An 18,442-nucleotide genomic window follows, 5' to 3' on the forward strand; every position below is an offset into this window, starting at 1 on the left:
CGGCAAAAGGGCCGGGCCGGCGGGCCCCTCCCTTGTTTTCAAGCGTAACGCCGGTTAGAACCCGGTCCCGATCTGGAACTGGAAGCTCTGCTTGTCGTCGCCCGGCTTGGCGTTGAGCGGACGGGCATACGACAGCTGCAACGGACCCATCGGCGACTGCCACGACAGGCCGATACCGGCCGAGAAGCGCCAGCCGCAAGGATCGTCGACCTCGCTGCCGGGCTTGCCGTTGGTGCAAGACAGGCCGCTGCCGGCGCCCACCTGGCCCGCGTCGCTGAAGATGAACCAGCGCAGCGTGCGATCCTTGGAGGCGCCCGGGAACGGCAGATACAGCTGGGCGTTGGCCACGATGCGGCGCGAACCGCCCAGGTAGTCGCCCGTGACCGGGTCGCGCGGACCCAGCGACGAACCTTCGTAGCCGCGCACCGTGCCGATACCGCCCGCGTACACGTCCTTGATGATCGGGTAGTCCTTGCCGCCGTAGCTCTGGCCCCAGTCGACCATGCCGTTCAGCGCCAGGGTGTACGAGCCGCCCAGCGGGATGAAGTACTGCTGCTGGCCGGTGAGCATGTAGTACTTCAGGTCGACCGTCGAGAAGTCGCTCTTCAAGCGGGTGTACGACCCCTTGGTCGGCGCCAGGGCGCTGTCGCGGGTGTCGTTGGACCAGCCGGCGGTGAAGATCACCGAGTTGGTCGAGTCGCCGTACTGATTGACGAAGTTGCGATAGGCCAGCGGCGAATTCGAGAACAGATCGATCTGGTTGCGCTCGAGGTTGGCGCCCAGGAATATCCGGTCGTATTCGGAGATCGGCACGCCGAAGTTCATGCCCAGGCCCATGGATTTGACGCGGTAATCGCCGTCGTTGTTGTTCCAGGGCTCGGTCACGCGGTAGTAGGCGGACGTGGTGCGGCTGATGCCGTCCTTGGTCCAGTACGGGTCGGTGTGCGACAGCACCACCGCGCGGTTGCTCTTGCTGGTGTTCAGCTGCAGCGTCAAGTTGGTGCCGCTGCCGAACACGTTGTCTTCGCTGATGCCGGCCGACAGGATCGCCTTTTCAGACGAGCCGTAGCCCACGCCCAGGTTGATCATGCCGGTGGGCTTTTCCTTCACGTCGACGTTGACGTCGACCTGGTCGGGCGAACCCGGCACCGGATCGGTCTTGACGTTGACGTCGCTGAAGTAGCCCAGGCGGTCGACGCGGTCGCGCGAAGTCTTGATGTCCTTGGCGTCGTACCAGGCGGCTTCCTGCTGGCGCATCTCGCGGCGCACGACTTCGTCGCGCGTGCGGGTGTTGCCGCCGATCTGGATGCGGCGCACGTACACGCGGCGACTCGGATCGACGTAGAACGTCAGGTCGGCCTCGTGCTTGGCGCGGTCGAGCTGCGGATTCGGGTTGACGTTGGCAAACGCGTAGCCCAGTTCACCCAGGTAGTCGGTGATCGCCTTGGCCGAATCGTTGGCCTTGGCCGCCGAGAAGGTCTCGTCCGGCTTGATCTTGACCAGGGCGTTGATTTCCTTGTCCAGGCCGATCAGGTTGCCGGCCAGCTTGACGCTGCGCACCTTGTACGGCTCGCCTTCGTGAACCGTGATGGTGATGCGGATGTCCTTGCGGTCGGGCGAGATCGTCACCTGGGGCGGCTCGACCGTGAATTCGAGGTAGCCGCGGTCCAGGTAGAACGAACGCAGGCGTTCGAGGTCGCCCTCGAGCTTTTCGCGCGAGTACTTGTCGGTATCGGTGTACCAGGTCAGCCAGCCCGGCGTGGTCAGCTTGAATTCGTCGAGCAGGTCGCTTTCGGAGAAGGCCTTGTTGCCGACGAAGCGGATTTCCTGGATGCGGGCGACCGAGCCTTCGAACACGTCGAAGCTCACGCCGACGCGGTTGCGCGGCAGCGGCGTCACAGTGGAGGTGACCTCGACGCCGTACTTGCCCTTGGACAGATACTGTTGCTTGAGCTCATATTCCGCGCGCTCGAGCATCGAGCGGTCGAAAATGCGGCCTTCGGCAAAACCCACCTGCCCCAGCGACTTGGTAATGGCCTTGGAATCGAACTCGCGCATGCCGTTGAAATTCACGGATGCGATCGTCGGACGTTCCTGGACCACCACGACCACGACATTATTGTCGGTCTGGATCTGCACGTCGGTGAAAAAGCCGGTGCCATACAGGCGGCGGATCGCCTCGGTGGCTTCTTCCTCGGTGAATTTCTCACCCACCTTGACCGGCAGATAACCGAAGACGGTACCCGCGTCGGTACGCTGGATCCCCTCTACGCGGATATCCCGCACGACAAAAGGGTCGAAGGCGTGAGCCATGCCTGGAAGCAGCAATGCGGCGATCAGACTCGGCACTACGCCCGGCAGTACACCCTTTTTGTGATGAAACATCCGGCGAAAAGACATCCTTGAGTATCCTCGGTCGTGCAAATGGCGGGGGATTTTATGCTAATTGGCGCTTAAGTAAACAAGCGCGTGAAATCATTGAACAGCGCAAGCCCCATCAGGCTTGCCAATAAACCAATGCCTGCGCGCTGTCCGATATCGATCCACCGTGCGGGCGGCGGACTGCCCCGCACAATTTCGACGAGATAGTACAGCAGATGGCCCCCGTCCAGCATAGGAATGGGCAGCAAATTTAGTACGCCAAGGCTGATGCTGATCAACGCGATATAAGCGATATAAGCAACAATGCCGATCCGGGCGGTCTGGCCCGCATAATCGGCGATGGTGACCGGGCCGCTGACGTTGCGCCAGGAGACGTCGCCCGTCACCATGCGACCCATCATGCGCAGCGAAAACAGCGCGGTGTCCCAGGTGCGGACCGCGCCGCGCCACAGGCTGTCGAACACGCCATAACGCACCGTCACCATGGGCACGTCGCCGCCCAGCTGGACGCCGAGCCGGCCGATGACCTGGCCGTTGACCGTTTCGGCGCGCGGCGTGACATTAACGGAAATCTGGGCGCCATCGCGCGCCAGCGTCAGGGCCAGCGTCTTACCCGCGCTGTCCTGGATCTGCTTTACCAGCGCGCCGGTGTCCGGCGTGGGCTGGCCATCGACGGCCAGGATCAGGTCGCCCGCACGCAGGCCGGCCGCCTGCCCTTCGCCGCCATCGTTGACGACGCGCACGGCGGGCTTGGGTTGGGCCAGGCGGATGCCGGCGGCCAGCAGCGGATCGCCGCCGGCCGGATCCATAGCGTTGGCCGGCAGGGCCAGTTCCCGTTGCTGCGATGCACCACCGGGGGCGCCGACTTCGATCTGGGTGCGACCGCCCGTGGCCATCACGTCCATCAGGCGCCAGCGGGCGTCCGACCACGACGCGACCTCCTGGCCGTCGATGGCCAGGATGCGGTCGCCCGCCGCCAACCCGGCGCGCGCCGCGGGCGTACCGGCAGCGGGTTGGGCGATGACGGCCACCGGCTCCTCGGTGCCCGCCATGTTCAGGCCGGCATACAGGAAGACCGCGAGGATGAGATTGAAAATGGGACCAGCGGCAACGATGGCGATGCGCTTGCCGACGGGCTTGTTATTGAAGGCGCCGGCCGCCTCGGCCGGGCTGGCGCCAGCCGGAGCATCGTCCTGCATCTTGACGTAGCCGCCCAGCGGCAGCGCCGACAGGGCCCATTCGGTGCCATGCCGGTCGGTGCGGCGCAGGATGACCTTGCCGAAGCCGACCGAGAATCGCAGCACCTTCACACCGCAAAGGCGCGCCACCCAATAATGCCCCAACTCATGAAAAATGATCAGGGAGCCAAGCGCGACGGCAAAGGCCAGCAGGGTGAAAAGCATCGGGGTCAGGAAATCCAGGAATCGGCGACGAGGCGGGCCGGGGCGCTGATACGCAATCGAGCGCGATTACGCCAGGCCCAGATTGCCGGCGTAGGCGCGCGCGGCGGCATCCAGCGCCAGCACATCGTCAAGACTATTGAGCGTAACAGATGATTGCCCCACCTGCCACTCCAGGGTCGCCTCGATAACCCGCGCAATCCAGGTGTAGCCCAGGCGGCCCGCCAGAAAGGCCTCCACCGCCACCTCGTTGGCGGCATTCAGGGCAATGCAGGCGCCCTGCCCGGCCCGCAGCGCCGCGAACGACAGCGCCAGGCACGGAAAACGCGCCAGGTCGGGCTTCTCGAAATCGAGCCGACCCAGGCGCGTCAGGTCGAGCGGCCCCACGCCGCTGTCCAGGCGTTCGGGGAAGCCCAGGCCGTAGGCGATAGGCGTACGCATGTCGGGCTGGCCCAGTTGCGCCAGGATCGAGCCGTCGTCGTACTCCACCATGGAGTGGATCACGCTTTGCGGATGCACCACCACCTCGATCCGGTCGGCCGGCATGGCGAACAGCCAGTGCGCCTCGATCACCTCCAGGCCCTTGTTGAGCATGGTGGCCGAATCGACCGAGATCTTGCGGCCCATGCTCCAGTTGGGGTGGGCGCAGGCCTGCGCCGGCGTAACATCGTGCAGATCCTCGAGGTCGCGGCCCCGGAACGGGCCGCCCGAGGCGGTCAGCAACAAGCGGCGCACGCCGGGGGCCGGCGCATCTGGCGCGCCGGCACGGCCGCCGTGCGGCATGCATTGGAAAATCGCGTTGTGTTCGCTATCGATCGGCAGCAGTTCGGCGCCGTTGTCGCGAATTGCCTGCATGAACAGCGAACCCGCCGCCACCAGCGCTTCCTTGTTGGCCAGCAGCACCCGCTTGCCTTGGCGCGCGGCCGCCAGGGCCGCGGGCAGCCCCGCGGCGCCGACAATGGCGGCCATGACCGAATCACATTGCGGGTCGGCCGCGGTGTCGGCCAGGGCCTGCGCGCCGACGCGGATCTCGGGCAGTGTCCGACCCGCAGGCCAGGCCGCAACGAACTGCCGGCGCGCCTCGGCATCCGGCACCACCACCACCGCGGCGCGGCTGGCCAGCGCCTGCTCGGCCAGGCGCTGCATGCGGCTATAGGCGGACAAGGCATACACGGCCAGCCGATCGGGGTGGCGGGCAATCACATCCAGCGTGCTTTCGCCGATCGAACCGGTCGACCCCAGCACCACGACGCGTTGAAAAGCCGTCAAAACAACACTCCAGACAAAATTAGCGCGAAGGGCGCGACCGGAAGGATAGCGTCGATGCGATCGTAGACGCCCCCATGGCCGGGCAGCAGCGCGCTGGAATCCTTGCGGCCGGCGCGGCGCTTGAGCAGCGATTCGAACAGGTCGCCAATGATGGACAGCACGCCCAGCAGCGCCGCGATCGGCAGGGCCAGCCAGAACGTCCAGCGCGCCACCAGGGCGTGGCCATAAGTGCCGTCCCAGAGGCTCGACAGGCCGATCCAGATGACCGCGCCGAGCACGCCGGCCACGGCGCCGGCCACCGTCTTGCCGGGGCTGACGCGTGGCGCCAGTTTACGCTTGCCGAAGGCGCGGCCGGCAAAATAGGCGGCAATGTCGGCCACCCAGACCAGCGCCAGCAGCGACACCACGAAAACGGGACCGCGCGCCATGTACCACTGCGCCAGCACGGCCCAGGCGACGAAAGCGGCCGGCACCGAGAACAACGACCACCCCAGGCTGGCGGGCGCGGCGTCGGAACGGCCGCGCACTACTGCCGCGGTGGCGCCGAACAGCCAGACCACCACCACCAGCGGTGTAGCGTAGCGCAGGATCCAGTCGGGATCGGCCAGACCGGCGCGATTGCCCGCCAGCCAAGCCGACGCCAGGGCCAGCATGGCCGCGAACAGCAGAACGGGAATGCCGGCGGCGATCAGCGGCGACGGCGGTTGCGGCAGCGTCAGGCGCAGCCACTCCCAGTTGGCGCAGGCCGCGGCCAGCGCCAGCAACGCCACGAACCACCAGGGATTGGCGCTCATCATCGCGGCGGCCAGGACGGCGAGCAGAATGACGGCGGTAACGATACGCTGGCCCAACATATGACGGTCTCCTCAGGGTCGACTCGGCGCTGCCCCGTACGGCGCGTGGCAGGCGGAGCGCCGGACTATTTTCCGCTGCTCTCGTTGAGCTGGGCGCTGGTGCGGCCGAAACGGCGCTCGCGCGTCCGGTACCACTCGAATGCCTGGCGCAGTTCGTCGGCGCCGAAGTCCGGCCAGAAGCGGTCGGTGAAGTAGAACTCCGCGTACGCCATCTGCCAGATCAGGAAATTGGAAATGCGCTGCTCGCCGCCCGTGCGGATGAACAGGTCGGGCTCGGGCGCCCAGGACATGGAAAGATGCCGCGCCAGGCGCTCTTCGTCGACCCGCTCCGGATGCGCCGCCAGCTCGGGTTCGGCCGCCAGCATCGCGCGGGTGGCCTGCAGGATGTCCCAGCGGCCGCCGTAGTTGGCGGCCACCGTCAGGTGCAGGCGGTCGTTGTGGGCGGTGCGGGCCTGGGCCGCGAAGATCAGTTCCTGCAAGCGCGGCTCGAAGGCCGACAGGTCGCCGATGACGTGCAGGCGCACGCCCTGCTCTTCCAGCTTGCCAACCTCGCGCTCAAGCGCCTGCACGAACAGGCGCATCAGCAGCGACACTTCCTCGGCGGGCCGGCGCCAGTTCTCGGAGCTGAAGGCGAACAGCGTCAGGTAGCGCACCCCCACCCGGCCGCAGGCCTCGACCACGCGGCGCACCGCCTGCACGCCCTTGGCGTGCCCCGCCGTGCGCGGCAGCAGGCGCCGCGTCGCCCATCTGCCGTTGCCATCCATGATGATGGCCACGTGCTCGGGGATATCGCGGGTATCGGGAACCGCCTGGGTGGAACTGGTTGCCATGGATCCGGGAAGCGCCGTCGACCGGCGTAAAACAGGGAATACGGTGAAAAACCCGCGCCGTCGATCCATCGCCGCACAGGCGTGCCGCGTAGCGATGGATAGGACGGCGCGAAAGCAGGAATCCTGGCGCCGGGCGGGCCAATCGGCCCGTCCGGCACTGCAAGGATTATACGGTCATGATTTCCGCTTCTTTTTGGGCGACCATCTTGTCGATGTCGGCCACGTTGCGGTCCGTCAGCTTCTGGACGTCATCCTGGGCGCGACGCTCGTCGTCCTCGGAGATTTCCTTGTCCTTGACCAGCTTCTTCAAGGTGTCGTTGGCTTCGCGGCGCAGGTTGCGCACGGCCACCTTGGCATCCTCGCCTTCGCTGCGCACGACCTTGGTCAGGTCGCGGCGGCGCTCTTCGGTCAGGGCCGGCATCGGCACGCGGATGGTATCGCCCATGGACATGGGGTTCAGACCCAGGTCCGACTCACGGATGGCCTTCTCGATCGCGGCGGCCATGCTCTTTTCGTAGGGCTGGACGCTGATGGTGCGCGCGTCGATCAGGTTCACGTTGCCGACCTGGCTGATCGGCACGGGCGAACCGTAGTACTCGACCTGCACGTGGTCCAGGATGCCGGTGTGGGCGCGGCCCGTGCGGATCTTGGCCAGGTTGGTCTTGAGCGTGTCAAGCGACTTGGCCATCCTGGCTTCGGCGGATTTGCGGATTTCTGCGACGCTCATGGATTTTCCTTTTCTTTAAACGTGTACCAACGTGCCTTCGTCTTCGCCGCTGACGACGCGCTTGAGCGCGCCCGACTTATTGATCGAAAACACCTTGATCGGCAGCTTCTGGTCGCGGCACAGGGCGAACGCCGTGGCGTCCATGACTTCCAGGCGGCGGACGATGGCCTCGTCGAAGCTGATGCGCGCGTAGCGCGTGGCGGAAGGATCCTTGTTGGGATCCGCGCTGTAGATGCCGTCGACCTTGGTGGCCTTCAGCACGATCTCCGCGCCGATCTCGGCGCCACGCAGGGCGGCCGCGGTGTCGGTCGTGAAGAAGGGGTTGCCGGTGCCCGCGGCGAAGATGACGACCTTGCCTTCTTCGAGGTAACGCAGGGCCTTGGGGCGGATGTACGGTTCGACGACCTGGTCGATGTTCAGGGCCGACTGCACGCGGGTGTCGATACCCTTGTGCTTGAGCGCGTCCTGCAGGGCAAGCGCGTTCATGATGGTGGCCATCATGCCCATGTAGTCGGCGGTGGCGCGGTCCATGCCCTGCGCACCCGGGGCGACGCCACGGAAGATGTTGCCACCGCCGATGACGATGGCCAGCTCGACGCCAGTGGCGGCGACTTCGGCGATCTCATCGGTCATGCGGACGATGGTGGCGCGATTGATGCCGAATGCATCGTCGCCCATCAGCGCCTCGCCGGAAAGTTTGAGAAGAACCCGTTTGTATGATCTGCTGCTCATAGGTGATATCCCGAAGAACATTCCGACGAAAGTGTAAGACAAGAAATAGGCCGGACTAGAAAATATCTAGCGCCGGCCTGTAAGGACTACCCCGAGATCAGGCGCGGCCGGCGGCGGCGGCGGCAACCTCAGCGGCGAAGTCGCTGGTCTTCTTCTCGATACCTTCGCCGACGACGAACAGCACGAACTTGGTGATCGAGGCGCCCTTGGCCTTGAGCATCTGTTCGACGGTGTTCTTGTCGTCCTTGACGAAAGGTTGCGACAGCAGCGTGACTTCCTTCAGGAACTTCTGCACCGAGCCTTCGACCATCTTGGCGACGATTTCAGCCGGCTTGCCCGATTCGGCGGCCTTCTGCTCGGCGACCGAGCGTTCGGCGGCGATGTCGGCCGGGTTCACGCCGTCGGCGTTCAGGGCCTTCGGCTTGGTCGCGGCGATGTGCATCGCCAGGTCCTTGCCCACTTCCTCGGCGCCGGCGTATTCCACCAGCACGCCGATCTTGCCGCCGTGCACATAGCTGGCCAGCGCGTTCGGGGTCTGGATGCGCTCGAAGCGGCGGATCGAGATGTTTTCGCCTATCTTGCCGATCAGGGCGGTACGGGTCGATTCGATGGTGCCGTCGCCGTAGGGCAGCGCCGACAGGGCGGCCACGTCGGCGGGGTTCTGGGTGGCGACCAGCTCGGCCAGCTTGTTGACGAAGGCGACGAAGTCGTCGTTCTTGGCAACGAAGTCGGTTTCGCAGTTCACTTCGATGACGGCGCCTTGCTTGGCGTCGGCCGAGATGAACAGGCCGATCAGGCCTTCGGCCGTGACGCGAGCGGCAGCCTTGCTGGCCTTGTTGCCCAGCTTGACGCGCAGGATCTCTTCAGCGCGGGCCAGGTCGCCTTCGGCTTCCGTCAGGGCCTTCTTGCACTCCATCATGGGCGCATCGGTCTTTTCGCGCAGTTCCTTGACCAGGGCGGCGGTAATTTCAGCCATGTTAGCTCCAAATTTTGCTAAGACATGCCCCGGCGGGCCGGGGCATTGGTGTGATTCGATGAGACGTCCGCAAGCTGCGGATGAGGAAGGCGGGAGTCCGCCTTCGCACTGCCGGCGAGGCGGGGGCACGCCGCATTCCGCGACCGCCCCCTGACACTAACCGCCGGACATGACAGCAGGCTTAGGCCTGGTTGTCCTGCACTTCGACGAACTCTTCCTGGCCTTCGCCGATTTCCTCGACCAGACCGTTCAGGTTCTGCTCGCGGCCTTCCAGCACGGCGTCGGCGATGCCCTTGGCGTACAGCGCGATGGCCTTGGCCGAGTCGTCGTTGCCGGGGATCACGTAGTCGATGCCTTCGGGCGAGTGGTTGGTGTCAACCACGGCGACCACGGGGATGCCCAGGGTCTTGGCTTCGGCGATGGCGATCTTGTGGTAGCCGACGTCGATCACGAACATGGCATCGGGCAGGCCGTTCATGTCCTTGATGCCGCCGATCGACTTGTTCAGCTTTTCCAGTTCGCGCTGGAACAGCAGGCCTTCCTTCTTGATCATGCGCTCGGCGCCGCCTTCGGCGACCACGGCTTCCATGTCCTTCAGGCGCTTGACCGAGGTCTTGACCGTCTTGAAGTTGGTCAGCATGCCGCCGAGCCAGCGGGCATCGACGTAGGGCATGCCGCAACGGGCGGCTTCGGCGGCGACCAGCTCACGGGCGGCGCGCTTGGTGCCGACGAACAGGATGTTGCCACCGCGAGCAGCCAGCTGCTTCACGAACTTGGTGGCTTCCTGGTACTTATCAACCGTCTTTTCCAGGTTGATGATGTGAATCTTGTTGCGATGGCCGAAGATGAAGGGGGCCATCTTGGGGTTCCAGTAGCGGGTCTGGTGACCGAAGTGGACACCCGCTTCCAGCATTTCGCGCATCAAAGACATAACTTTCTCCAAGGGTTGATTTCTTGCGCCGCACCTGCATCAGCCTGTGGCTGACACCCTGGGTGGTGTTGCGCGCGATTTCCCGCACATGCGGGATGAATAACGATTTTAACCGGGCCGGCCGATCACTGCCGCAATACTCCGACGCCGCCGGGCGATGCCCTTGGCGCCTGCTGCTACGCTGCCGCGATAAACCCAGACGGCCGCCACGACAAAGCGCCTTGCCCCGCCCGCACGCATCGCACCGTCCGACCCGCCAGGAAATGCCTGGCAGTTTCTTCCAGCGCACCCGGACCTGTTTTGTTGGCAGCGAAATCCAGTTCACTCGCGCCCTGGTTTTCAACCCCCCGGCTTTTCAACCAGACGGTTTTTGACCCTGCCGCGCATCAGTCGCCGGGGGCGGTTCTTCAGGAAAACTCCCAGGAACTGGAAACCTTCCAAGAACTTAAGCCGGCAGCCACCCTGAACCTGCATCGCTGCTCGAAAACATGACCGGGCTTGCGAGCACGCAGCGCCCCGACCTGTGTCGATGCAACCATCCCGCCGCCCCGGCCCGCCGCCTTCTCTCATCCGCTGTGCCGCCGTGCCTCCCGGAACCTGGCGACTGGCCCGAACCCCCACCACAACCTTCGCTTGCGATGAAACTCCGAAGCCCGCCACCGATCTCACAAGAAGCGGCGCGGCCCAACGTACGTAAATCAGACAACCAACCGGGTGTGGCCTGGAGATTCCATCCCCACCCGCCGGGATCGGCGCTTGCCGCTACCCAGATTGCTCCCCAAAATTTTAGGGAAGCCTATAATTCTACTATTCTTTCAAGCAGACATTCAAGCGAGATCCGTCAGTCATTCCATGGGCACCATTACCAATCCGGCCGACCTGGCCAAGATGCGCGCGGCCTGCCAGGACGCCGCCAAAGTCCTCGATTTCATCACCCCCTACGTCAAGCCTGGCGTCACCACCGGGGAACTGGACCGCCTCTGCCTGGAATACCTGACCGACGAGCTCAAGGTGAAGTCCGCCACCGTCGGCTACGCCCCGCCCGGCTATCCGCCCTTCCCGGGCGCCATCTGCACCTCGGTCAACCACCAGGTGTGCCACGGCATCCCCGGCGACAAGGCCCTGAAAAACGGGGACTCCCTCAATATCGACGTCACCATCATCAAGGACGGCTGGTTCGGCGACACCAGCCGCATGTACGCCGTGGGCGAACAGTCGATCCTGTCGCGCCGCCTGACCGACATCACCTTCGAGTGCATGTGGAAAGGCATCCAGCAGGTCAAAAACGGGGCCACATTGGGCGACATCGGCAACGCCATCCAGAAACATGCCGAGGCCAACGGCTTTTCGGTGGTGCGCGAGTTCTGCGGCCACGGCATCGGCCAGCGCTTTCACGAAGACCCGCAGGTGCTGCACTACGGCAAGCCGGGCACCGGGGTGAAATTGGTGACGGGCATGCTGTTCACCATCGAACCCATGATCAACGCCGGCCGCCGCGAGATCCGCCAGCTGTCCGACGGCTGGACGGTCGTGACGCGCGACCACAGCCTGTCGGCGCAATGGGAGCATGCTGTCTGCGTCACCGACACCGGCTACGAGGTCCTGACCCTGTCGCCCGGCATGCCCAAGCCGCCCGCCTTCATCACCGAACCGATCGTCATCCCCGCCGTCTGACCCCGGCCCGTCCGCCACCATGACCGCCGACATCCTCAGCACCCTGCGCGAACGCATCCAGGAATCCCGGCGCGCCGCGGTGGCCCAGTTCCGCGAGCACGAACGCCCCGACACGCTGCTGGGCGAACTGCGCCGCATCGTCGACGCGGCGCTGCGCGACCTGGTCAAGCACTATCCCCTGCCTGCCGGCGCCACGCTGGCCGCGGTGGGCGGCTACGGCCGCGGCGAACTGTATCCGCATTCGGATGTCGACCTGCTGATCCTGCTGCCGCACGCGCCCACCGCCGAGGACGAATCCGCGATCGAGCGCCTGGTGGCCTCGCTCTGGGACCTGGGCCTGGAGCCCGGCCACAGCGTGCGCACCATCGAGGACTGCGAGCGCGAGGCCGATGCCGACATTACGGTCGAGACCGCGCTGCTCGAATCGCGCTGGCTGGCCGGCAGCCGCGCGCTGATGAAGAAGTTCGAGGCCGCCACCCAGTCGCGGCTGGACGCGCGCGCGTTCTTTCGCGCCAAGCGCGTCGAGATGCAGCAGCGCCATGCGCGCTACCAGGACACGCCCTACGCGCTCGAACCCAATTGCAAGGAATCGCCCGGCGGCCTGCGCGACCTGCAGGTGATCCTGTGGATGGCGCGCGCGGCCGGCTTCGGCGAGAACTGGCGCGCGGTGGCGCAGGCCGGCCTGCTGACTCCCTCCGAGGCGCGCGACCTGCGCAAGGCGGAACAGGCTTTCAAGCGCCTGCGCATCGAATTGCACCTGCTGGCCAAGCGGCGCGAGGACCGCGTGCTATTCGACCTGCAACCGGCCCTGGCCGAAGTCTACGGCATCCATGCCACGGCCACCCGGCGCGGCAGCGAGCTGCTGATGCAGCGCTACTACTGGGCTGCGCGCCTGGTGACGCAGCTCAACGGCATCCTGGTGCAGAACATCGAGGAACGGCTGTTCCCGCGCCCCGACAGCGACGCGCGCGACATCGACGACGATTTCCGCAACCTGCGCGACCGCCTCGACATCATCCGCGACGACGGCTTCGAGCGGAACCCGACGCTGTTGCTGCGCGCCTTCCTGGTGATGCAACAGCATCCCGAGCTGACCGGCATGTCGGCGCGCACGCTGCGCGCCATCTGGCACTCGCGCCACCGCATCGACGCGCAATTCCGCCGCAACCCGGTCAACCGCAAGCTGTTCCTGCAGATCCTGCAGCAGCCGCGCGGCATCGTGCACGAGCTGCGCCGCATGACCATGCTGAACATCCTGCCGCGCTACCTGCCGGTGTTCCGCCGCATCGTCGGCCAGATGCAGCACGACCTGTTCCACGCTTACACGGTGGACCAGCACACCCTGGCGGTGGTGCGCAACCTGCGACGCTTCACCATGCCCGAGCACGCCCAGGAATACCCGCTGGCCAGCCAGTTGATCGCCGGCCTGGATCGCCATTGGCTGCTGTACGTGGCGGCGTTGTTCCACGACATCGCCAAGGGCCGTGGCGGCGACCACTCCGAGCTGGGCGCGCGCGAGGTGCGCAAGTTCGCCCACGATCACGGCATGGAGCCCGAGGACGCCAGGCTGGTCGAATTCCTGGTGCGCCAGCACCTGCTGATGTCGGCCGTGGCGCAAAAGCGCGACCTGTCCGACCCCACCGTGATCCAGGACTTCGCCGCCACGGTCAAGGACGAACGCCACCTGACCGCGCTGTACCTGCTGACGGTGGCCGATATCCGCGGCACCAGCCCCAAGGTCTGGAACGCCTGGAAGGGCAAGCTGCTCGAGGACCTGTACAAGCTGACCCTGGCCGCGCTGGGCGGCGCCCATGCCGACGCCCATACGGTGCTGACCGAACGCAAGGAAGAGGCCGCGCGCCTGACGCGCCTGGCCGGCCTGCGCGACGACGCCCGCGAAGCCTTCTGGAACCAGCTCGACGTGGCGTATTTCCTGCGCCACGACGCCTCCGACATCGCCTGGCACACGCGCCATCTGTACCACCAGGTGGCGCCGCCGCACGCGGTGGTGCGGGCCCGCCCCACCGAGCAGGGCGAAGGCCTGCAGATCATGGTCTACACGCGCGACGTGCCGGACCTGTTCGTGGCGATCTGCGGGTATTTCGACGCCAAGTCGCTGTCGGTGCAGGACGCCCGCATCCACACCACGCGCCATGGCTGGGCACTGGACAGCTTCATCGTGCTGCTGCCCGAAGGCGCCAGCGACCTGCGCGCGCAGGCCACGCTGGTCGAGCACGAACTGGCCGAACGCCTGAAGGACGCCAAGGCCGCGGCCCAGGTCCAGCCCGGCCGTGGCGGCTACTACGGCCGCGGGCGCCAGTCGCGCATGTCACGCGTGTTTCCGATCATGCCGCAGGCGGAATTGCAGCCCGACGAACGCAGCACCTCGTGGCGCCTGTCGGTCACGGCAACCGACCGGCCCGGCCTGCTGCACGCCCTGGCGCGGGTCTTTGCCCAGCACGAGGTGAACCTGCTGATGGCCAAGATCATGACGCTGGGCGACCGTGTGGAGGACGTTTTCATCGTCGACGGCGCCGCGCTGGCGCGCCCGCGCAGCCAGATGCAGTTCGAACGCGACATCCTGGACGCCCTGGCCGGGGAAGAGGCCCGGCAGCAGGCCGCCTGACCGCCTCGCCGCGCCATCGCCAGACCGTCGCCGACCGCATACAATCCGGTTTTCGGCTTGGCGATACCGTGCGATGGAGCTAAACGAATATCTGCGGGTGCTGGGGACCAGCTTCTTCTTCGCGCTGGCCACGTTGCTGCCGTTCCTGAACCCACCGGCCATCGCCCCCCATCTTCCTGTCGCTCACCGAAGGCGCCTCGTCGGCAACCCGCACGGTGCTGGCCAAGCGCGTGGCCGTCAACGTCGGCCTGATGCTGATCGTGGCCATGGTGGCGGGCAACGTGCTGCTGAGCTTCTTCGGCATCTCGCTGTCGATCGTGCGGGTGGGCGGCGGCATGCTGGTGATCGCCAGCGCGTGGCGCCTGGTCAATTCCCCCGATGCCGACACCGAGCGCGTGGCCCGCATGGCCGAATCCTTCACCCCGGAAATGGCCAAGGCGCGCGCCTTCTACCCGCTGACCTTCCCCATCAGTTGCGGCCCCGGCTCGATCGCCGCGGCCATCACCGTGGGCGTGTCGCTGCGCGACCAGAACCACGTGCTGAGCCTGCTGCGCCTGGGCGGCTCGATCCCGGGCATCGTGGTGGTTTCGCTGACTTTGTATGTCTGCCTGCGCTTTGCCGCGCAGATGCTGCATCGGCTGGGCGATAATGGCACCGCCGTGTTCATGCGCATGTCGGCCTTCATCATGCTGTGCCTGGGCGTGCAGATCTTCTGGGAAGGCTCGCGCGAACTGCTGCTCGGCGTCTTGCAGCAGGTCATGCAACCAATTCCGGTTCCCAGGGCCTAACGCCTGGCGGCCGGACCGGCCATCCACCGGGGGCTCCGCCCCCGCGAACCCCTTACCTTGCAACAACCATGACTTCTCGTTCAGAACGCCTGCTCCGACTGATCGCCCTCTTCTGCTTTGGCGCCGTCGGCATCGCCCTGGTCTCCCAGTATGCCTTCGACATGCCGCCCTGCGCCTGGTGCGTGCTGCAGCGCCTGATCTACCTGGTGATCGGCGTCATCGCCCTGGTCGGCGGTTTCGGCGGCGGCCGCGCGCTGACGCGCATCTGCGCGTCCCTGGCCGCCCTGCTGTCGATCAGCGGCATCGCCGCCGCCTGGTACCAGTACACCGTGGCCGCCAAGATGCTGTCCTGCGACCAGACCTTCGCCGACCGCTTCATGACCGGCATCGGCCTGGATGGCGGCGTGCCCTGGCTGTTCGGCATCTATGCCACCTGCATGGACGCGGTGGTGCCAGTGCTGGGCATCGAGTATGCGCTGTGGAGCCTGGCGCTGTTCGTGATCCTGCTGGTCATGGCGTTGGCCGCGGCGTTCGGCCGTGGCCGCGCCTGAGCCGCACGCCTCGCCATTGGAAGCGCCCCACGCCGAACGCCTGCGCGCCCTGATCCGCGATCACGCACCGCTGATGCGGTGGTTGCGCGCCGCGCGCGATTGCGGCCTGGCCGACTGGTGCCTGGGCGCGGGCGTGGTCCGCACGCTGGTCTGGAACCATCTGCACGACCTGCCGCCGGACAGTCATGCGCCCGCGGATGTGGACTTTGTCTATTTCGACGCCGCCGATCTGACGGCGGAGCGAGAGGCCGCTATCGCGCACCGCCTGCGCGGCGCCGCGCCGGATGCGCCCTGGGAGGTGGTGAACCAGGCGCGGGTCCACCTGTGGCGCCGCGACGGCGGCATGGCGCCACCCCCGCTGGCGTCGCTGGCGGCCGGCATCGCCACCTGGCCCGAGACCGCCACCTGTATCGGCGTGTCGCTCGACGCCGACGACCGCCTGCGCATCCTGGCGCCGCACGGTCTGGACGACCTGTTCAACCTGGTGCTGCGGCCCAGCCCCGGACTGCGCGATCCCGAGCTCTACGCGCAACGGCTGCTGGCCAAGCGCTACACCGACAAATGGCCGCGCCTGCGGGTGCTGCCCTCCCCGCTTTCCTGACGCCATGAAATACCTTACCGGTTATCCGGAACCCCTGCTGGCGCAGGCCCGCGCGCTGCTCGACCAGGGCAAGCTGGGACCGGCGCTGCGAGCCCGTTATCCCGCCGGCGCGCATGCCGTGCGCACCGACAAGGCGCTGTACGACTACGTGGTGGACCTGAAGAACACCTACATCCGCAACGGCGCGCCGCTCAGCAAGATCGCCTTCGACAGCAAGATCCACGCGATCCAGCACGCGCTGGGCCAGCACACGTTCATCTCGCGGGTGCAGGGCGGCAAGCTCAAGGCCAAGCACGAGATCCGCGTGGCCACGCTGTTCAAGACGGTGCCGGAGGAATTCCTGAAGATGATCACGGTGCACGAACTGGCGCACCTGAAGGAAAAAGACCACAACAAGGCCTTCTACAACCTGTGCCGACTAATGGAGCCGCAATATCACCAGTATGAATTCGACCTGCGGCTGTACCTGACCCATCTGGAAGCCAGCGGCGAGAGCCTGTGGTGAGGCCTCCGCCCGCGCGAGCCGACGGACAAAAAAAAGCCGCTCCCCAGGGAGCGGCTTTTGCATGGGGCGCCGACCTCAGGCGTCGTTGGCGGCATAGCCCATGTTGAACTGCAGGCCGCTGGCGCCTTCGCCATCGCCCGACTCCGCGCGCGACTGGCCCAGGCGAGCCAGGTATTCCGCGGTGATGTCGCCGGTAATGTACTCGCCATCGAAGCACGACGCTTCGAAGCGCGACAGCTTCGGGTTCAGGTCGCGCACCGCCTGCTGCATGTCGTGCAGGTCCTGGTAGACCAGGCTGTCGGCGCCGATCGCGCGGGCGATTTCCTCGTCGCTGCGGCCGGTGGCGATCAGTTCGCTCTGCGTCGGCATGTCGATGCCGTAGACGTTGGGGAAGCGCACCGGAGGCGCGGCCGAGGCGAAGTACACCTTGTTGGCGCCGGCGGCGCGCGCCATGTCGACGATCTCGCGGCTGGTGGTGCCGCGCACGATGGAGTCGTCCACCAGCAGCACGTTCTTGCCCTTGAATTCCATGCCGATGGCATTGAGCTTCTGGCGCACCGATTTACGGCGCACGGCCTGGCCGGGCATGATGAAGGTGCGGCCGACGTAGCGGTTCTTGATCAGGCCTTCGCGGTAGTCCAGGTTCAGGCGGGCGGCCAGCTGCATGGCGGCCGGGCGCGAGGAATCGGGGATCGGCATGACCACGTCGATGTCGCCCAGCCGCATGTTGCGCGCGACCTTGTCGGCCAGGTATTCACCCATGCGCAGGCGGGCGTCGTACACCGACACGCCGTCGATCAGCGAATCCGGGCGGGCGAAGTAGACGTATTCGAAGATGCAGGGCACCAGCTGCGGATTGTCGGCGCACTGGCGGCTGACGAAACGGCCATCCAGGTCGACGAACACCGCTTCGCCGGGCTCGACGTCGCGCACGAAGGCGAAACCGCTGCCTTCCAGCGCCACGGATTCCGAAGCCACCATCCACTCGACGCCTTCGTCGGTCTCCTGGCGGCCGATGCACAGCGGACGGATGCCGTTGGGATCGCGGAACGCCAGCAGGCCGTAACCGGAAATCTGCGCCACCACGGCGTAGGCGCCGCGCACGCGCTTGTGCACGGCGGCAACGGCGCGGAACATGGCGTCGTCATCGAGCGACACGCCGCTGGCGGCCGATTGCAGCTCGTGGGCCAGCACGTTCAGCAGCACTTCCGAGTCGGAATTGGTGTTGATATGGCGGCGGTCGACGCGGTAGAGCGATTCACGCAGCTCGCGCCAGTTGGTCAGGTTGCCGTTGTGGGCGAACATGATGCCGAACGGCGCGTTGACGTAGAACGGCTGGGCCTCTTCCTCGCTGGCGCTGGAGCCGGCGGTGGGATAACGCACCTGGCCCACGCCCGAGGTGCCCGGCAGGGCACGCATGTTGCGCGTGCGGAATACGTCGCGCACCAGGCCGTGCGCCTTGTACATATTGAACTGGTTGCCTTGCGACGTCGCGATGCCCGCGGCATCCTGCCCGCGATGCTGCAACAGCAGCAAGCTGTCATAGAGCAGCTGGTTGACCGGCCCGCGCCCGATGACCCCTACGATTCCACACAT

At 66.1% G+C, this 18,442-nt stretch carries 15 protein-coding genes and 1 pseudogene; 6 read left to right on the forward strand and 10 right to left on the reverse strand.

The window, feature by feature from the left end; translation table 11 throughout:
• Nucleotides 1-54 precede the first annotated feature (54 nt).
• From bamA to rpsB, 9 genes are all read right to left on the reverse strand, one after another.
• Nucleotides 55-2,400, reverse strand: coding sequence for an outer membrane protein assembly factor BamA (bamA, locus tag AruCF_RS15950; RefSeq protein ID WP_049074254.1), 2,346 nt, complete (start codon nucleotides 2,398-2,400; stop codon nucleotides 55-57).
• Nucleotides 2,401-2,453: 53 nt separating this feature from the next.
• Nucleotides 2,454-3,785 (reverse strand): RIP metalloprotease RseP, encoded by a 1,332-nt coding sequence (rseP, locus tag AruCF_RS15955; RefSeq protein WP_049074256.1) that lies wholly within the window; start codon nucleotides 3,783-3,785, stop codon nucleotides 2,454-2,456.
• Between the two features lie 66 nt (nucleotides 3,786-3,851).
• Nucleotides 3,852-5,051 (reverse strand): 1-deoxy-D-xylulose-5-phosphate reductoisomerase, encoded by a 1,200-nt coding sequence (locus AruCF_RS15960; protein ID WP_049074259.1) that lies wholly within the window; start codon nucleotides 5,049-5,051, stop codon nucleotides 3,852-3,854.
• Nucleotides 5,048-5,905, reverse strand: a complete 858-nt coding sequence (locus AruCF_RS15965; protein ID WP_049074262.1) for a phosphatidate cytidylyltransferase — start codon at nucleotides 5,903-5,905, stop codon at nucleotides 5,048-5,050. The genes AruCF_RS15960 and AruCF_RS15965 overlap by 4 nt, the downstream gene beginning before the upstream one ends.
• Nucleotides 5,906-5,970: 65 nt before the next feature.
• Complete coding sequence (gene uppS, locus AruCF_RS15970; protein ID WP_049074264.1) at nucleotides 5,971-6,735, reverse strand: polyprenyl diphosphate synthase; 765 nt, start codon at nucleotides 6,733-6,735, stop codon at nucleotides 5,971-5,973.
• 166 nt (nucleotides 6,736-6,901) lie between these two features.
• Nucleotides 6,902-7,462, reverse strand: a complete 561-nt coding sequence (gene frr / locus AruCF_RS15975) for a ribosome recycling factor (RefSeq protein ID WP_049074267.1) — start codon at nucleotides 7,460-7,462, stop codon at nucleotides 6,902-6,904.
• Between the two features lie 15 nt (nucleotides 7,463-7,477).
• A complete protein-coding gene (pyrH, locus tag AruCF_RS15980; RefSeq protein ID WP_006394495.1) occupies nucleotides 7,478-8,194 on the reverse strand; it encodes a UMP kinase in 717 nt (238 codons plus the stop codon).
• A 97-nt stretch (nucleotides 8,195-8,291) separates the two neighbouring features.
• Entirely contained in the window at nucleotides 8,292-9,170 is an 879-nt protein-coding gene (tsf, locus tag AruCF_RS15985; RefSeq protein ID WP_049074268.1) for a translation elongation factor Ts, read from the reverse strand.
• Nucleotides 9,171-9,351: 181 nt separating this feature from the next.
• Entirely contained in the window at nucleotides 9,352-10,101 is a 750-nt protein-coding gene (gene rpsB, locus AruCF_RS15990; RefSeq protein ID WP_049074271.1) for a 30S ribosomal protein S2, read from the reverse strand.
• Between the two features lie 852 nt (nucleotides 10,102-10,953).
• Here rpsB and map point away from each other — a divergent pair.
• The 6 genes and pseudogenes from map to AruCF_RS16020 all read left to right on the forward strand — a co-directional run bounded on the left by map (nucleotide 10,954) and on the right by AruCF_RS16020 (nucleotide 16,846).
• Entirely contained in the window at nucleotides 10,954-11,775 is an 822-nt protein-coding gene (gene map / locus AruCF_RS15995; protein ID WP_049074274.1) for a type I methionyl aminopeptidase, read from the forward strand.
• Between the two features lie 19 nt (nucleotides 11,776-11,794).
• The gene (locus AruCF_RS16000) at nucleotides 11,795-14,401 is read left to right on the forward strand and encodes a [protein-PII] uridylyltransferase (protein ID WP_049074275.1); all 2,607 of its coding nucleotides are present in this window, start codon (nucleotides 11,795-11,797) and stop codon (nucleotides 14,399-14,401) included.
• A 73-nt stretch (nucleotides 14,402-14,474) separates the two neighbouring features.
• Nucleotides 14,475-15,189 (forward strand): annotated as a pseudogene (locus AruCF_RS16005) (MarC family protein).
• 68 nt (nucleotides 15,190-15,257) lie between these two features.
• The gene (locus tag AruCF_RS16010; protein ID WP_049074279.1) at nucleotides 15,258-15,740 is read left to right on the forward strand and encodes a disulfide bond formation protein B; all 483 of its coding nucleotides are present in this window, start codon (nucleotides 15,258-15,260) and stop codon (nucleotides 15,738-15,740) included.
• A complete protein-coding gene (locus tag AruCF_RS16015; RefSeq protein ID WP_235432667.1) occupies nucleotides 15,727-16,341 on the forward strand; it encodes a nucleotidyltransferase family protein in 615 nt (204 codons plus the stop codon). Before AruCF_RS16010 ends, AruCF_RS16015 begins: the two co-directional genes overlap by 14 nt.
• A gap of 4 nt (nucleotides 16,342-16,345) precedes the next feature.
• Nucleotides 16,346-16,846 (forward strand): M48 metallopeptidase family protein, encoded by a 501-nt coding sequence (locus AruCF_RS16020; RefSeq protein ID WP_049074280.1) that lies wholly within the window; start codon nucleotides 16,346-16,348, stop codon nucleotides 16,844-16,846.
• Nucleotides 16,847-16,921: 75 nt separating this feature from the next.
• On the opposite strand, the gene purF is transcribed toward AruCF_RS16020, so the two are convergent.
• On the reverse strand, nucleotides 16,922-18,442 hold the full coding sequence (purF, locus tag AruCF_RS16025) for an amidophosphoribosyltransferase (protein ID WP_006385207.1): 1,521 nt from the start codon (nucleotides 18,440-18,442) through the stop codon (nucleotides 16,922-16,924).

It is taken from the genome of Achromobacter ruhlandii, from assembly GCF_002082135.1.
GTDB classification, from domain to species: Bacteria; Pseudomonadota; Gammaproteobacteria; order Burkholderiales; family Burkholderiaceae_B; genus Achromobacter; species Achromobacter ruhlandii.

Bases quoted from the DNA above. Each gene is read 5' to 3' on its own strand.
- bamA (WP_049074254.1), bottom strand. From the start codon at position 2,400: ATGTCTTTTCGCCGGATGTTTCATCACAAAAAGGGTGTACTGCCGGGC.
- rseP (WP_049074256.1), bottom strand. From the start codon at position 3,785: ATGCTTTTCACCCTGCTGGCCTTTGCCGTCGCGCTTGGCTCCCTGATC.
- AruCF_RS15965 (WP_049074262.1), bottom strand. From the start codon at position 5,905: ATGTTGGGCCAGCGTATCGTTACCGCCGTCATTCTGCTCGCCGTCCTG.
- uppS (WP_049074264.1), bottom strand. From the start codon at position 6,735: ATGGCAACCAGTTCCACCCAGGCGGTTCCCGATACCCGCGATATCCCC.
- frr (WP_049074267.1), bottom strand. From the start codon at position 7,462: ATGAGCGTCGCAGAAATCCGCAAATCCGCCGAAGCCAGGATGGCCAAG.
- pyrH (WP_006394495.1), bottom strand. From the start codon at position 8,194: ATGAGCAGCAGATCATACAAACGGGTTCTTCTCAAACTTTCCGGCGAG.
- tsf (WP_049074268.1), bottom strand. From the start codon at position 9,170: ATGGCTGAAATTACCGCCGCCCTGGTCAAGGAACTGCGCGAAAAGACC.
- rpsB (WP_049074271.1), bottom strand. From the start codon at position 10,101: ATGTCTTTGATGCGCGAAATGCTGGAAGCGGGTGTCCACTTCGGTCAC.
- map (WP_049074274.1), top strand. From the start codon at position 10,954: ATGGGCACCATTACCAATCCGGCCGACCTGGCCAAGATGCGCGCGGCC.
- AruCF_RS16000 (WP_049074275.1), top strand. From the start codon at position 11,795: ATGACCGCCGACATCCTCAGCACCCTGCGCGAACGCATCCAGGAATCC.
- AruCF_RS16010 (WP_049074279.1), top strand. From the start codon at position 15,258: ATGACTTCTCGTTCAGAACGCCTGCTCCGACTGATCGCCCTCTTCTGC.
- AruCF_RS16020 (WP_049074280.1), top strand. From the start codon at position 16,346: ATGAAATACCTTACCGGTTATCCGGAACCCCTGCTGGCGCAGGCCCGC.
- purF (WP_006385207.1), bottom strand. From the start codon at position 18,442: ATGTGTGGAATCGTAGGGGTCATCGGGCGCGGGCCGGTCAACCAGCTG.